Raw genomic sequence first — 13,020 nt, forward strand, 5'->3', positions numbered from 1 at the left:
TGTAAAATAGCCACCCCAGCTGTTGAAAAACAGCCAGGGTGGCTGTTTTGCGTTAAGCACCAGATGTAACGCCAGGGGCCAGCTGGTGGTGCGCACTGTCAGGTCCAGCCTCACGTGGTGTGCCACGTCAGCAGTCCCAGCGGCGATCTTGGCGGTGTGGGCGCGCGACCCCACCGTCGTCTGGCCCGTGTCGCACTTGTAGTGGGTTTCAACCCGGGCCGAATCAGCAGTTCCGTTGCTTCACCCGCGAGGGTGACTGGGTCAGGCGCTATTACTATGCCGCCGGGCCCGCCGTATAACGAATTTGCGCCTCGCTGGCCACGCGTCGATTCAGGAATGAACTCTGCATCACCCAAAGTAATCCGTGCTGCTGTTTGGCCCGCTGCCCTCTGGCGTAGTGGCCCTTTGGCGCACTGCCTCTCGGGCGCACTGCCTCTCTGGCGCACTGCCTCTCTGGACCGCTGCGGCTAAGCTGCGAGAGTGCGCGGATCTCGGCGGCTGGTGTGGGCCGTTTGCTCGCTGGCCTCCCTGTCGCTCATAAGCTCAATAGTCGCCTGTTCGGCGGTCATCACAGAGCGGCCATCGTTTCCCCGCTCGACGAGCGCGGCAGGTACGTTCCCCAGCGACCGGGTCTTCGACTATCAATTAGGCGGAGGTTACGAGCCGGCTGATGGTGTCGGCGGAGTCGCTCGAGACAGCACCGACTCAGCTGACCCCGACCGGTATTCGTTGTGCTACGTGAACGGCTTCCAAAGCCAGCCAGCGGAACGTGAATCCTGGCTCGCAGAACCTGACCTCGTGTTGTTCGGCGGCGACGGCGGGCCCGTGATCGATGAGAACTGGCCGGATGAACTGATCCTCGATGCCTCCAGCGACCAGCTCCGCGCGCGTATCGCGGCCCGTATCGGCGAGAGCATCACACACTGTGCCGAGGCCGGCTTTGACGCTGTGGAGATCGATAATCTCGACTCGTACACGCGCTCGGAGGGTCGACTTACCCAGGACGACGCGATCGCGCTTGCCCGCAAGTATGCGGTCATTGCGCATACCGCCGGATTGCTTATCGGCCAAAAGAATGCGGTTGAACTGGGCACGAGAGGCCGCGACGAGGTGGGGTTCGACTTCGCCGTCGCGGAGGAATGCCACCGCTACGACGAGTGTGGCGAGTACACCGAGGTGTACGGCGCCGCAATGATCGACATCGAATACACCGATAACCTGCGTGGCTCGTTTGCTGAGGTCTGCGACGACGCCCACACGCCGTTCTCTACGATTCTGCGCGACCGGGATCTCGTGGCCGCCGACCACGCTGGTCATGTCTTCGAGGCCTGCGCGCCCTGAAATCATGTGTTCACGCGGCGGCGGGCGATGCCCGCAGAAGAACGCGACAGTGACAACCGGAGAAAACCACGCGTAGGATCGTGCGATGACCGAGTCGACGTCGCCGGTGCGCAGGGCGACCAGGCCCAGGGTTGCCCGCGTCGTGGGACTCCTGGCCATCCTGCTCTCCATCGCTGGCGGCGGGGTGATCTCCCTTCTGGGTAATGGGCCGCTTGCGGTCGATGTCGCATGGTTCACGTTCAGTAACCGCACTCTCTCGCAACCGATCCTGCAGGTGTCGCGTTTTCTCAACGACGCTGGGGCGCAGGTCGTCGTCGGAGTGGTGATGCCAATTGTCGCCGCAACGCTGTTCGGGCTCCGCGGTCGCGGTTGGGCTGCGGTCGCCGTGCTTCTCTGCGGTATCGCGAGTGCCCCGCTGGTCAACGCGATAAAGTCGGCGCTCGAACGGCCACGACCCGATGACCAGCTGATTCCGGTGTCACTGAGCGCATACCCATCCGGGCATGTCGCCAACCTGGTCGCCGTGCTCGTGGTGCTGGCTCTCATTCTCGGGTGGCGCTGGTTTAGCGTGCTGACAGTTGTGCTCTCCGCCGCCATGGCGCTCAGCCGCACCTACCTCAACGTGCATTGGATCACCGACGACATCGGCGGACTGTTGCTCGGCGCCGGCCTCGCGCTCGTGGTCTGGGGCATGCTCGCCGATCGCCTTCGGGTCGAAAGGGTTCCCCACCGCTGATGCGCAAGACTGTCATTGCCCGCGAACACGCAGGCCGTATTTCATGAACGACGCGAGGAGACGACTTCTGTGGCCCTGACAGCCTCCGAACGGTCCACATTCGACCGGGCTTTCGAGCAGCATTTCCCCCGATTGGAGCTGCTGTTCGAGCGACTGTACGGTGACGGGGCCGAGGCGCGAGGCATCCTCTCCGGCGTCGCTGACGACCTGCTGCGTTCGTTCACAGAGCGCCCTGCCGACATGAAGGCACTCGACGCCACTCGCACCGCTGACCCGGAATGGTTCCGCTCGCAACGGATGCTCGGGGCCGTCTGCTACGTCGACCTGTATGCCATCGACCTCGCCGGGCTCAGAGATCGCATCCCGTATTTCAAGGAACTGGGGCTCACGTATCTGCACCTCATGCCGCTGTTCCGCGCACCGGCCGGCAATTCGGATGGCGGATACGCCGTCTCCAGCTATCGCGACGTGCGCGCCACCCTTGGAACCATGACCGACCTCGCCGCCCTCAGTCGTGAGCTTCGCGCCGCGGGGATCTCCCTGGTTGTGGACTTCATCTTCAACCACACCTCGGATGAACACGACTGGGCGGTGCGCGCGCGGAATGGCGAGCCCGGCTTCGAGGACTACTACTGGATCTTCCCTGATCGCATGATGCCGGATGCCTTCGAGCAGAGCACGCGCGAGGTCTTTCCTGACGACCACCCCGGATCATTCGTCCCGTTGCCGGACGGCAGGTGGGTGTGGGCGACCTTCCACAGCTTCCAGTGGGACCTCAACTACACGAATCCCGCTGTGTTCCGAGCCATGCTCGGAGAGATGCTGTTCCTCGCGAACCAGGGCATCGAAATCCTGCGAATGGATGCCGTCGCCTTCATCTGGAAGCAGCTGGGTACCGCATGCGAGAGCCTTCCCGAGGCGCATATGCTGCTTCAGGCATTCAATGCGGCGTGCAGCATCGGGGCCCCGTCTCTGCTCTTCAAATCGGAGGCGATCGTGCACCCGGATGAGGTCATCGAATACATCGACCCCGACGAGTGCCAGCTCAGTTACAACCCGCTGCAGATGGCGTTGATCTGGAGTTCGCTTGCGACTCGCGATGTCGGCCTTCTCAGCCAGGCGCTCGCGGGGCGAAACGATCTGCCGGTGGGAACAAGTTGGGTGAACTACGTGCGCAGCCACGACGACATCGGCTGGACCTTCGCTGACGAGGATGCCGCGAAACTGGGGATAGACGGACTCGAACACCGTCGCTTCCTCAACGCGTTCTACGTGGATCGGTTTCCCGGAAGTTTCGCACGCGGCGTGCCCTTCCAGGAGAACCCGAGAACAGGAGATGCCCGGGTATCCGGAACTACAGCGTCGCTGGCGGGAATCGAGGCGAGGGACCCAGAGGGGGTTGGCCGGGTGCTGCTCGCACACTCCATCGTGCTGAGCACCGGGGGTATCCCGCTGCTGTACCTCGGCGACGAGGTGGGCCAGTTGAACGACTACGGCTACATCGATGATCCGGGTAAAGCCGGTGACAGCCGATGGTCGGGGCGTCCTCCGTATCCGTCACCGGCATATTCTGAGCGCGACGATCCGGCAACGACAGCCGGCAGGATCTTCGCCGGGCTGCGGACACTCATCGGAGTCCGCAAGCAGACAGCCGAGTTCGCGGCGGGGGCGCTCGAGGTCTTCGATACGTGGCATCCATCGGTGCTCGGCTACCAGCGGTTCGCGGCAGACGGCAGCCGGGTTCTCGTGTTCGCGAACTTCGCAGATGTTGTATCCATAGTGGATGCTGCCCGCTTCGCCGCCGTCGCGCCGCAGTGCACCGACCTCGTATCCGGTGCCTTGGTAGACCTGACGGATGGGCTGATCCTCACACCGCACGAGTTTTTCTGGTTGCGCGAGACAGATCGCTGAGATCGTCGCGCTGTAGGCGCTACGTCTGGATCAGCGACGAAGCATGATCCGGTACGTAGCGGTGCAGTTCTTTAACCGGCCGGTCGTATTTGTCTGCCCGCGGACGATTCGGGATCTTGACCTTCGCGGGGTGGAGTGGTTTATAGGGAACCTGGGAGAGGAGGTGCTTGATGGTGTTGATGCGTGCGGCGCGTTTATCATCGCTCTCGATGGTCCACCACGGCGCCTTGTCGGTGTCGGTGCGTTCAAACATTTCGTCTTTTGCTCGTGAGTAGTCCTCCCATTTGGTGATGGAGGCGAGATCGGTTTCCGACAGCTTCCAGCGTCGCAACGGATCTTTTTTCCGGGATCGGAATCGCTTCTCCTGTTCGCGGTCTGAGACTGAATACCAGTATTTGATGAAGATGATCCCATCGTCGACGAGAAGTCGTTCCAGCACCGGAGTCTGCTGGAGAAACAGCTCATGCTGCTGAGGGGTGCAGAACTCCATGACCTTCTCGACCCCGGCCCGGTTGTACCAGGACCGATCCATGAGCACGATCTCGCCAGCAGTGGGGAGATGCTCGATGTACCTCTGGTAATACCACTGGCCCTTCTCCCTCTGGTCGGGTTGGGGCAGGGCGACGACTCGAGCAGACCGAGGATTGAGATATTGCATAACGCGTTTGATCGAGCCGCCTTTGCCGGCCGCATCCCGACCTTCGAAAATCACCAGGACTCTGGCCCCGGTCTCGATGACCCAGCGTTGCATGTTCACGAGTTCGGACTGCAGTCGAACGAGTTCCTGCTCGTAAGCTCCCTTGGACATTCTTGCGGTGAACATGGCGTGAGTCTAAGACCGGGCGCGCGGGATCGAGAGGGATTGACAGCGGGAAGGGGCAGGAAGCTACGCTGCGACCATGAGTTCACCCGTAGAGAGCGCAGCGCGAGCCGCCCAGGATTCGGTCGCGTTCAGGGCTTTGGCGAGGCTCGGGTTCGCGGTCAACGGTCTGATGCACATTATCATCGGTGTCATCGCGATCGGAGTGGCCAGCGGTGCCGGTGGCAGCGCAGACCAGTCGGGAGCGCTCGGGCAGATCGCCGGCACTCCAGGCGGCACGGTCATCCTGTGGGTGACGGCTGTCGGCCTGGCAGCGCTGGGCATCTGGCTCATCGTCAGTGCAGTCCGCTACCCGAGCCGCAACAAGAAGAAGAAAGCCTCAGAGCTCGTCACCGGCCTGGCGAAGGGTGTCGCCTACCTCGCGATCGGCGGCGCAGCCGTGACGTTCGCGAGCGGTGGGTCCACCGATGGCGAGAGTGCAATCGACACGCTGAGCGCTGCACTCATCGCAGCGCCGGGCGGAATCATCGTGTTGTGGGCGTTAGCACTGACGGTCGTTGGGATCGGCGGGTTCTTCATCGTCACTGGTGCACGCCGGCGCTTCATCGATGACATCACGCTGCCCGCCGGAAAGCCGGGCAGATCGATCATCCTGCTCGGCGTCATCGGATATGTCGCGAAGGGAATCGCGCTCGCGTTCACCGGTGTGCTGCTTTCGATTGCCGCCGCGACGGCGGATCCCAGCCAGGCCGCGGGGCTGGACGGCTCGCTCAAAGCTCTCGCTGGGCTGCCGCTCGGCCGGGTCATCCTCATCCTCATCGGGCTCGGTTTCGTGGCCTATGGAATCTACTGCTTCGTGCTGGCACGGATCGCACGGCTGCGGGGCTGAGGCTTTCGGTAGTGACGCGGCGTGACGGATGCGCTTCGGCCGGGCTTCGGGATCGACGCGCTCGCTGCGGCGATTACCTCGAAATTGCTGCCCGCCGGCCAGACCGCTTCAGGATTGCCGTCGACAGGAAGGCCCAGGCTGGTCGCTGGCGAGACACTCCGCAGGATCCACATCGCTCAGCATCGGAATCGTCCGGAGTGTCCCGCCCACCGTGTACTCGCAGCAGCTGGAGCATCTCGCAGTAACGCTCTGGGGTGCTCTTCAGGATGCCAGCACCGCCCCGTTCTGGTTCGACTCCCCCGGTCGCTCGAGAGTTTCGCCGCGCTGATGGCCGCGCACCCGACGCAATCTTCTATGAGGGCGACGAAATGCCGGTGAGGCAGCTGATGCGCCGAGCGGCGCGGCATCATCGATTCGTCCCGGGGGTTCCACGACTCATAAATGCTGTGCTCGGTCGGCGCGGCGTGCGCCCTACGCTTAAGCGGTGCCCCATGACGAACTCCTGACCATCGCCAGCACTATCGCCCTCAGGGCCGGTGAACTCGCGAAGAAGCGCCGGACCGAAGGCATCGAGGTCGCCGCAACGAAGTCGTCGCCGGTGGATATCGTCACCGAAGCGGACCGTGAGACCGAGGCACTCATCCGCTCCCTGCTGATGGATGCCCGCCCCGACGACGGATTCTTCGGCGAGGAGAGCGGCGCCGATCCCGGCTCGAGCGGTCTCACCTGGATCGTCGACCCCATCGACGGCACCGTCAACTACCTGTACGGCATTCCCCACTATGCGGTGAGCATCGCGGTGGTGGAGGGTGAACCCGACCCGCTGACGTGGTCGGCGCTCGCCGGCGTCGTCATCAACCCGGTGACGACTGAGCTGTTCACCGCGACGCTGGGCGGGGGAGCCGCACTCGGTGGAGCTGCAATCCATGTCGCCGAGTCCGTGGATCTCTCGCAGGCGCTCGTGGCCACGGGATTCTCCTACGACTCCGCGACCCGGGCCGAGCAGGGTGCTGTCATCGCGGGGCTGCTGTCGATGGTTCGCGACATCCGTCGGATGGGTACGGCGTCGCTCGACATCTGTTTTGTGGCATCCGGTCGCACCAATGCCTACTTCGAACGCGGCCTGAGCCCATGGGATCACGCAGCCGGTACCCTCATCGCGCGCGAGGCGGGCGCGACAGTCGCGGGGCTGGATGGTGGGGCGCCCAGCCGGGATTTCATTCTCGCGGCGCACCCTGCCGTCGCCCTGGAGCTTGAAAGAGCGATCAGGGCCCTGGCCCTGTGACCCGCTCGGGGGTTCGCGCCGACCCCCGGCAGCCGGTAACCTTTACCTACCCGTTACATTTCGCACCGCCAGGTGCGTGATCCATTACCCGAAGATTCACTCTGCGCTGCGCGCATTCGTGATCTCTGAGGAGCGAGCTATGACACCGAGCGACAGGCCGGATTCCGTCCTGTCCGCGGTGCCCCATGTTCACGGGGTCGGCGGCGGCGGGCAACTGCCACCACTCACGCGCCGCGAGTCCCGGGCACGGGAAGCCGCTCTTGTGCCATCCGCAGAGGTGCCATCTACCGCGGCACCAGCTGCCGCGGTGCGGCAGGTTTCGTTCCCTGACCCCGATGCCATCTCTGCGGCAGCCCCGCTCACCCGGCTAGAGCCTCCCGCTGACGTCGTCGCAGCCATCTGGCCTCGTGCGGTGCCCGTGCCGAGGAAGACGTTCGCGGATCGCCGGGCATCGAAGCGTGCCGAGCGAGCCGTGCGGTCGGCGACGGCTCGCCCCCGGCACACGTCGAGCCTCGGCTCGAAACTGGTTTCACTCAGCGCCCTCGTCATTGCGGGTGCGCTGCTGGTTGGCTCATCCCTCCCCATCAATGTGCTCACCACCGCTTCGATCGCAACTGCTGCCAACACCGCCGCGTCGTCAGGTGTCATCGCAGGCCAGACCCTGCAGGTGTCGGCTGACGCCATCGAGAGCGCCCCCGTGCGCGACAACTTCGACGTGGTGTCACCCGCCGAGGTGCTGGCATTGAAGTTCGCCGGGGTCGACTATGCCTACACGCTGACGAGCGGTGCCGTGCGTTGGCCGCTCTCGTCGGCGATACCGATCACCGACGGGTTCGGTCCGCGCTCTGGCGGGTTCCACAAGGGCGTCGACTTCGTGCCCGGCGAAGGCTCGCCCATCTACGCGATTGCGGATGGTGTCGTCGTGTCAGCGGGCTACGACACCTCGGGCTACGGCAACCATGTCGTCATCCAGCACAATCTCGGCGGCATCAGCGTGAAGAGCAACTCGGCCCACATGATCATGGACTCCAGTCCGATCGTGGCCGGACAGCAGATCAAGGTCGGCGACTACCTGGGTCTCGTCGGGGACACCGGCATCTCCTACGGCGCTCATCTCCACTTCGAGATCTACGTGGATGATGAGGCTGTGGATCCGTATTCCTGGCTGTCCGCCAACGCGTCCGACTAGGAAGCCACCTTCCCGGCTAGCTGCGCAGCCACACAGCGGTGTCTGCAGGAAGCGCGCCACCGACGATCTCTTCGCTTGCCAGCAGCATTTCGTCGAGCGGCAGTTCGACCGCCACGTCGCCGAAGTTCACGATGACGGTGACCGCGCCGTTGCGCATGGCGAGAACGTCGACGCCGTAGCCATCGAGCCATTCGATGTGGCCGGCACCGAGGCCGTGCTCGGCGCGCAGCGCGAGCGCGGAGCGGTACAGCTCGAGGGTGCTGCCGGGTACTCCCTCCTGCGCGTCACGAGAGTAGGGTCCCCAGTCTGTGGGCTGAGGGAGCCAGCTCTTCGCCGCAGGGCCGAAGCCGTATGACGGCTTGTCGGCCTCCCAGGGAATCGGCACGCGACATCCGTCCCGTCCATACTTCTCGTGGTCGGTGCGGAACCAGGTGGGATCCTGGCGGGCGGCATCGGGAAGTTCCATGTCTTCAGGAAGGCCCAGCTCTTCGCCCTGATAGAGGTAGGCGCTGCCGGGAAGGGCGAGCATCAGGGATGTGGCGGCGCGTGCTCGGCGCAGCCCCTCAGCGGTATCGGGCTTGCCCTCGGTGTCTGGCCCAATGCCGGAACCCTGCGGAACGTCAGCATGCAGCGCGAGCCTGGTCGCGTGCCTGACCACATCGTGGTTTGACAGCACCCACGTGCTCGGTGCGCCGACGCTGGAAAATGCGGCGATGGACTCGTCGATGATGCTGCGCATGGTCGGGGCAGTCCACTCGGTGAACATGTAGCCGAAATTGAAGGCCTGGCTGAACTCGTCGGGCCTCACCCAGAGGGCCATCTTCTCTAGCGGATCCACCCACGCTTCTGCTGCCATGACACGGTCACCCTCATACTCGGCGAGCACCGCGTTCCAACCGCGCCAGATCTCGTGCACTCCCGAGTGTCCCCAGTAGGGCGGGTCCGGGTGCACTTCGGGGGTCACGGGATCGAGGTCGGATGCTACGGCGGCAGTGCCGCCCATGCTGGCGCCTTCGACGGGAGGCGAGTAGTCGGGGAGGCCCTCCTCCTTGATCATGCCGTGTGCGACATCCACCCTGAATCCATCGACGCCACGGTCGAGCCAGAAGCGCAGAATGCCGAAGAACTGCTCGCGAACCCACGGGTTCTCCCAGTTGAGGTCGGGCTGTGAGACGTCGAAGATGTGCAGGTACCACTGCCCGGGGGTGCCGTCGGAATTGGTGGTGCGCTGCCACATCGGCCCACCGAAGACGGATTCCCAGTTGTTGGGGGCGAGGTCGCCGTTCGGCCCCTGGCCGTCGTGGAACATGTAGCGGTCGCGCTCCGGGGAGCCCACCGGTGACGCGAGCGCCTCCAGGAACCACGCATGCTGATCGGAGGTGTGATTAGGGACCATGTCGACGATGACTTTGAGGCCCAGGCCGTGGGCAGTGGTTACGAGCGTGTCGAAATCCGCGAGCGTGCCGAACATGGGATCGACGTTGCAGTAGTCGGAGACGTCGTAGCCCGCGTCGTTCTGCGGCGAAGTAAAGAAGGGGGACAGCCAGATGGCGTCAACACCGAGCTCGGAGAGGGAATGCAGCCGGCCCGTGATGCCCGGGAGGTCGCCGATTCCGTTGCCGGTGGAGTCGGCGAACGACCTCGGATAGATCTGGTAGATGACCGCTGTGCGCCACCATTCCGAGCCTGTCGCGGTCACAACCTCGGTGGTTTCGGGCTGATCTGCGGGCACGGCAAAGGCTTCGGCGCTCTCGAGGGTCATGCGAACACGATACTTCATGACGACAAAGGCGAAAGCGCTTGCACTTTTGCCGCAGTCTGCTACCCCTGCATCGAAACGTCGCGCGACGGGCAACCGGCCGGTTTCGCACGGATGAGGCTCCCGGGAATGCTAGTCTCTTACGGTGCCAAACGGACGGCTAAGTCCTTTGTGCGCCCCCTTAGCTCATTGGTAGAGCACTTCCTTGGTAAGGAAGAGGTAGTGGGTCCGATTCCCACAGGGGGCTCCGCAGTTGCTTCCAGCGGCTGCATGGCTGAGTAGCTCAGTTGGTTAGAGCGCACGACTCATAATCGTGAGGTCGCGGGATCGTGCCCCGCCTCAGCTACCGAAAGAGAAAAGACCCCGCCGTTCGCGTGGGGTCTTTGTTGTTGTGGGCGGGAGCGATGGCTATGGCTACGGCGAATCCGAAACCGCCCAGCAGTAGGTGTGAAGCAGCTATGGCGAATCCGGTGCCGACAGAGACGCCAGCGATCTCGGAGCCACCAGCACCGGACAACCCTAGTTACCGGTCCTTCCCCTCGCGCCGCTGCACCTGAGCGAGGAGCCCTGCCCCCGCACGGAAATCGATCCGCAGGATCATTCCCTGATCGATGATGAAGTCGAACACGACCTTTGGTTCACCAAGGAGAATCCAGGCTGCCCCGGGCCGATCGCCGACGAACACGGGGAAGGCCGTTGTGGCTGCGCCGTTGAAGAACCGTGCGACCTGTTCGGCACCTTCGATGCGTTGCGGGGTTCCGAGCGCGATGGCCGCTGGGTCACCTTCCACGACCACCGCCGGTGCGAGCAGTGCCAGTAACCGGTGGAAGTCGCCTTCTCGGGCCGCAACCAGGAACGCGTCAACCACCTTCCAGTCAGGCAACGGGTCTGTGTCGGTTGGCCGGGTACGTGGTTGATCGATCTTGCTCCGAGCCCTCGACGCGAGCTTGCGGGTAGCTGCCGGCGTGCGCCCCAGGATCTCTGCGATGGTGGCGAAGTCGAAGCCGAAGCTCTCGTGCAGCACGAACGCGACCCGCTCATTCGGGGTCAACCGATCCAGCAGGATCTGGAGGGCGACCCCGACCGTCTCGGCGAGAGCCACCTGCTCCGAGGCGTCGGGGGTGCTGCCGCCGCCGTCGGCGTCAACGTCGATCACCGGGATTCTGCCCCTGAGGCGGTCAAGGCACAATCGGGTGGTGGCCGTTGTCAGCCAGCCCGGGAGGTTGTAGATCTCGCCCTCCACCGACTGCATGCGCAGCCAGGCGTTCTGCACGACGTCCTGGGCTTCGTGGGAGTCACCCAGGATCCGCCCTGCCATCCGCAGCAGCCGGCTCCGCTCTTCCGCAAACACCGTGGTGCGATCCATTGTGGTTCAGCCCTCGTCATCACTCGCTAGCGAGTCGTCGAGGCAAACCTAGCGCTCGGGGAGCGAAGCGAACGCCTTCTTCGTATTGGAGTACCACTCCATGGATTGCCGTGGATGCTTCCAGCGATTTTTCATCTCCAGCCGAGCCGCATCGTGAGTCGCATCTTCGTCTTTCACGGCCTGCTTGAGGTGCTGGTCCTGATCCTTGATGATCTGGTCGGCGGTTTCTGCGTTCAGTTCGAGGTCACACGGTCCACCGAGCTGTCTGCATGTCATGGTCTTCATGGGTTTCGTTCCTTTTGATCGATTGGACAGGCCCCTGTCGCAGGGCCCTGTCTGTATGACGATTCGGGCCGCCCAAGTGTGACCGGAATACCTCGATCGGGGAACTTCGGGCCCTGAGCCCACGCACAACACCGGCTCACGCTGTCACCACGTCCAGAAGCAAACGGAGGAGGAGAAATGCACGCGCTAGTCGCCTACGAATCCCTGTGGGTAAACATCCGGCAGGTCGCGCACGCCATGGGGAACGAGCCCGAGTCGCGCATGGCCGTCGAGCGGGTGACATCAGAGCTGGCATCGTCGAATCTGGTCAGGCACGACCCCGTTGCCGTCGGCGGCCCCACGCACGCGTTTTCCATGACCCGAGTCTCCACTTGGCACGCTGCCATGGGGAACGATGATGCTCTCGAAATCGGCACGACAAAGGGGGCACCACAGAAGTGGTGCCCCCTCTCTGAAGAGTTCTAGACTTCGAGCGTCGCGTCGAGCGTGATCTCGACTCCGGTGAGCGCCTTGCTGACGGGGCAGTTCACCTTGGCCGACTCCGCTGCTGCGAGGAAGGCACCGCTGTCGACACCTGTCACCTCGCCGCGAACCGTCAGCTTGATGCTGGTGAGGCGGAAGCCGCCCGCGGGGTCGGCGCCGAGGGAGACGTCGGCCGAGACATCCAGGGCTTCGATGGTTCCGCCGGCAGCGGCGAGTTCAGCCGACAACTGCATGGCGTAGCACGAGGTGTGCGCTGCCGCGAGCAGTTCTTCGGGGCTGGTCGATCCGTTGGCCTCGTCGGCCGCTCGCTTGGGGAAAGACACGTCGAACGTGGCGAGCTGTGAGCTGGTGAGCTCGACCTGCCCGGAGCCTTCCTCGAGGGTTCCGTTCCAGGCGGTGCGTGCGGTACGTGTTGGCATAGTTGATTCCTTGCTCGTGAGATGGATGACCGGGAATCCGGTCGCGTCGAAAAAACTCAGCCAAACTCGCGCACCTGTGTCGCGAGGGTGGCGATCTGGCCCTGCAGCCTGGCGAGATCACCGAGTGCGAAACCGGTGGACGCGCAGATCTGCTCGGCGATGCGGGGGGCTTCATTGCGCATTTCGCTGGCGGCTGGGGTGAGCGAGATCTCGACCACTCGCTCGTCGAGCGTGGAACGCGTTCGAGTGACGAGACCGAGCGCCTGCAGTCGTTTGAGCAACGGCGACAGCGTGCCGGAGTCGAGTTGGAGTCGATCGCCGAGTTGGCGAACCGTGCTGGTGCCGGTTTCCCACAACACGAGCAACACGAGGTACTGGGGGTAGGTGACGCCCAGCGGCGCGAGAAGCTCCCGGTATCGGCCCGTGATCGATCTCGACGCCGAGTACAGGGCAAAGCAGATCTGTTCCTCCAGTGGGCGGATCGCGGTGTCGGGCATGACGTCACAGTAACACATTGTGCACAATAGAATCGTGGAC

13 protein-coding genes and 2 tRNA genes are annotated in these 13,020 nt (G+C 63.8%); 9 read left to right on the forward strand and 6 right to left on the reverse strand.

Going from position 1 to position 13,020, the window contains the following annotated elements; all coding sequences use genetic code 11:
* The first annotated feature begins 480 nt into the window (after positions 1-480).
* From IEW81_RS06830 to IEW81_RS06840, 3 genes are all read left to right on the forward strand, one after another.
* Positions 481-1,341 (forward strand): endo alpha-1,4 polygalactosaminidase, encoded by an 861-nt coding sequence (locus IEW81_RS06830; protein ID WP_218839940.1) that lies wholly within the window; start codon positions 481-483, stop codon positions 1,339-1,341.
* A gap of 85 nt (positions 1,342-1,426) precedes the next feature.
* Positions 1,427-2,077: a phosphatase PAP2 family protein gene (locus IEW81_RS06835; RefSeq protein ID WP_097059225.1), complete on the forward strand. Its 651-nt coding sequence runs from the start codon at positions 1,427-1,429 to the stop codon at positions 2,075-2,077.
* 69 nt (positions 2,078-2,146) lie between these two features.
* Complete coding sequence (locus IEW81_RS06840; RefSeq protein ID WP_229671290.1) at positions 2,147-3,988, forward strand: amylosucrase; 1,842 nt, start codon at positions 2,147-2,149, stop codon at positions 3,986-3,988.
* Positions 3,989-4,007: 19 nt separating this feature from the next.
* Here IEW81_RS06840 and ppk2 read toward each other — a convergent pair whose 3' ends face one another.
* Entirely contained in the window at positions 4,008-4,811 is an 804-nt protein-coding gene (ppk2, locus tag IEW81_RS06845; RefSeq protein WP_229671291.1) for a polyphosphate kinase 2, read from the reverse strand.
* 76 nt (positions 4,812-4,887) lie between these two features.
* On the opposite strand from ppk2, the gene IEW81_RS06850 reads away from it, so the two are divergent.
* The 3 genes from IEW81_RS06850 to IEW81_RS06860 all read left to right on the forward strand — a co-directional run bounded on the left by IEW81_RS06850 (position 4,888) and on the right by IEW81_RS06860 (position 8,171).
* Positions 4,888-5,697: a DUF1206 domain-containing protein gene (locus IEW81_RS06850; RefSeq protein ID WP_097059227.1), complete on the forward strand. Its 810-nt coding sequence runs from the start codon at positions 4,888-4,890 to the stop codon at positions 5,695-5,697.
* Between the two features lie 484 nt (positions 5,698-6,181).
* Positions 6,182-6,982 (forward strand): inositol monophosphatase family protein, encoded by an 801-nt coding sequence (locus IEW81_RS06855; RefSeq protein ID WP_097059765.1) that lies wholly within the window; start codon positions 6,182-6,184, stop codon positions 6,980-6,982.
* Positions 6,983-7,121: 139 nt separating this feature from the next.
* A complete protein-coding gene (locus tag IEW81_RS06860) occupies positions 7,122-8,171 on the forward strand; it encodes a M23 family metallopeptidase (RefSeq protein ID WP_179691712.1) in 1,050 nt (349 codons plus the stop codon).
* Positions 8,172-8,187: 16 nt separating this feature from the next.
* Here the strand turns inward: IEW81_RS06860 and IEW81_RS06865 are convergent, their stop codons facing one another.
* Positions 8,188-9,933 (reverse strand): glycoside hydrolase family 13 protein, encoded by a 1,746-nt coding sequence (locus IEW81_RS06865; RefSeq protein WP_097059230.1) that lies wholly within the window; start codon positions 9,931-9,933, stop codon positions 8,188-8,190.
* Between the two features lie 172 nt (positions 9,934-10,105).
* Here IEW81_RS06865 and IEW81_RS06870 point away from each other — a divergent pair.
* Positions 10,106-10,177 (forward strand) — tRNA-Thr (locus IEW81_RS06870).
* Positions 10,178-10,202: 25 nt separating this feature from the next.
* Positions 10,203-10,276 (forward strand) — tRNA-Met (locus IEW81_RS06875).
* 177 nt (positions 10,277-10,453) lie between these two features.
* On the opposite strand, the gene IEW81_RS06880 is transcribed toward IEW81_RS06875, so the two are convergent.
* Positions 10,454-11,296, reverse strand: coding sequence for a sigma-70 family RNA polymerase sigma factor (locus IEW81_RS06880; protein ID WP_097059231.1), 843 nt, complete (start codon positions 11,294-11,296; stop codon positions 10,454-10,456).
* A 48-nt stretch (positions 11,297-11,344) separates the two neighbouring features.
* On the reverse strand, positions 11,345-11,581 hold the full coding sequence (locus IEW81_RS06885) for a DUF1059 domain-containing protein (RefSeq protein ID WP_097059232.1): 237 nt from the start codon (positions 11,579-11,581) through the stop codon (positions 11,345-11,347).
* A gap of 177 nt (positions 11,582-11,758) precedes the next feature.
* Between IEW81_RS06885 and IEW81_RS06890 the strand changes: the two genes are divergently transcribed.
* On the forward strand, positions 11,759-12,046 hold the full coding sequence (locus tag IEW81_RS06890) for a hypothetical protein (RefSeq protein ID WP_097059233.1): 288 nt from the start codon (positions 11,759-11,761) through the stop codon (positions 12,044-12,046).
* Here IEW81_RS06890 and IEW81_RS06895 read toward each other — a convergent pair.
* Positions 12,043-12,483: an OsmC family peroxiredoxin gene (locus IEW81_RS06895; protein ID WP_097059234.1), complete on the reverse strand. Its 441-nt coding sequence runs from the start codon at positions 12,481-12,483 to the stop codon at positions 12,043-12,045. The genes IEW81_RS06890 and IEW81_RS06895 overlap by 4 nt on opposite strands.
* Positions 12,484-12,539: 56 nt before the next feature.
* Positions 12,540-12,980 carry a MarR family winged helix-turn-helix transcriptional regulator gene (locus IEW81_RS06900; RefSeq protein ID WP_097059235.1) on the reverse strand — a complete coding sequence of 147 codons (441 nt, stop codon included), beginning with the start codon at positions 12,978-12,980 and terminating at the stop codon, positions 12,540-12,542.
* Between the last annotated feature and the right edge of the window lie 40 nt (positions 12,981-13,020).

Origin of the sequence: Salinibacterium xinjiangense (assembly GCF_014645015.1) — a bacterium.
Lineage (GTDB): Bacteria > Actinomycetota > Actinomycetes > Actinomycetales > Microbacteriaceae > Rhodoglobus > Rhodoglobus xinjiangensis.

Bases quoted from the DNA above. Each gene is read 5' to 3' on its own strand.
- IEW81_RS06835 (WP_097059225.1), top strand. From the start codon at position 1,427: ATGACCGAGTCGACGTCGCCGGTGCGCAGGGCGACCAGGCCCAGGGTT.
- ppk2 (WP_229671291.1), bottom strand. From the start codon at position 4,811: ATGTTCACCGCAAGAATGTCCAAGGGAGCTTACGAGCAGGAACTCGTT.
- IEW81_RS06850 (WP_097059227.1), top strand. From the start codon at position 4,888: ATGAGTTCACCCGTAGAGAGCGCAGCGCGAGCCGCCCAGGATTCGGTC.
- IEW81_RS06860 (WP_179691712.1), top strand. From the start codon at position 7,122: ATGACACCGAGCGACAGGCCGGATTCCGTCCTGTCCGCGGTGCCCCAT.
- IEW81_RS06865 (WP_097059230.1), bottom strand. From the start codon at position 9,933: ATGACCCTCGAGAGCGCCGAAGCCTTTGCCGTGCCCGCAGATCAGCCC.
- IEW81_RS06880 (WP_097059231.1), bottom strand. From the start codon at position 11,296: ATGGATCGCACCACGGTGTTTGCGGAAGAGCGGAGCCGGCTGCTGCGG.
- IEW81_RS06885 (WP_097059232.1), bottom strand. From the start codon at position 11,581: ATGAAGACCATGACATGCAGACAGCTCGGTGGACCGTGTGACCTCGAA.
- IEW81_RS06890 (WP_097059233.1), top strand. From the start codon at position 11,759: ATGCACGCGCTAGTCGCCTACGAATCCCTGTGGGTAAACATCCGGCAG.
- IEW81_RS06895 (WP_097059234.1), bottom strand. From the start codon at position 12,483: ATGCCAACACGTACCGCACGCACCGCCTGGAACGGAACCCTCGAGGAA.
- IEW81_RS06900 (WP_097059235.1), bottom strand. From the start codon at position 12,980: ATGCCCGACACCGCGATCCGCCCACTGGAGGAACAGATCTGCTTTGCC.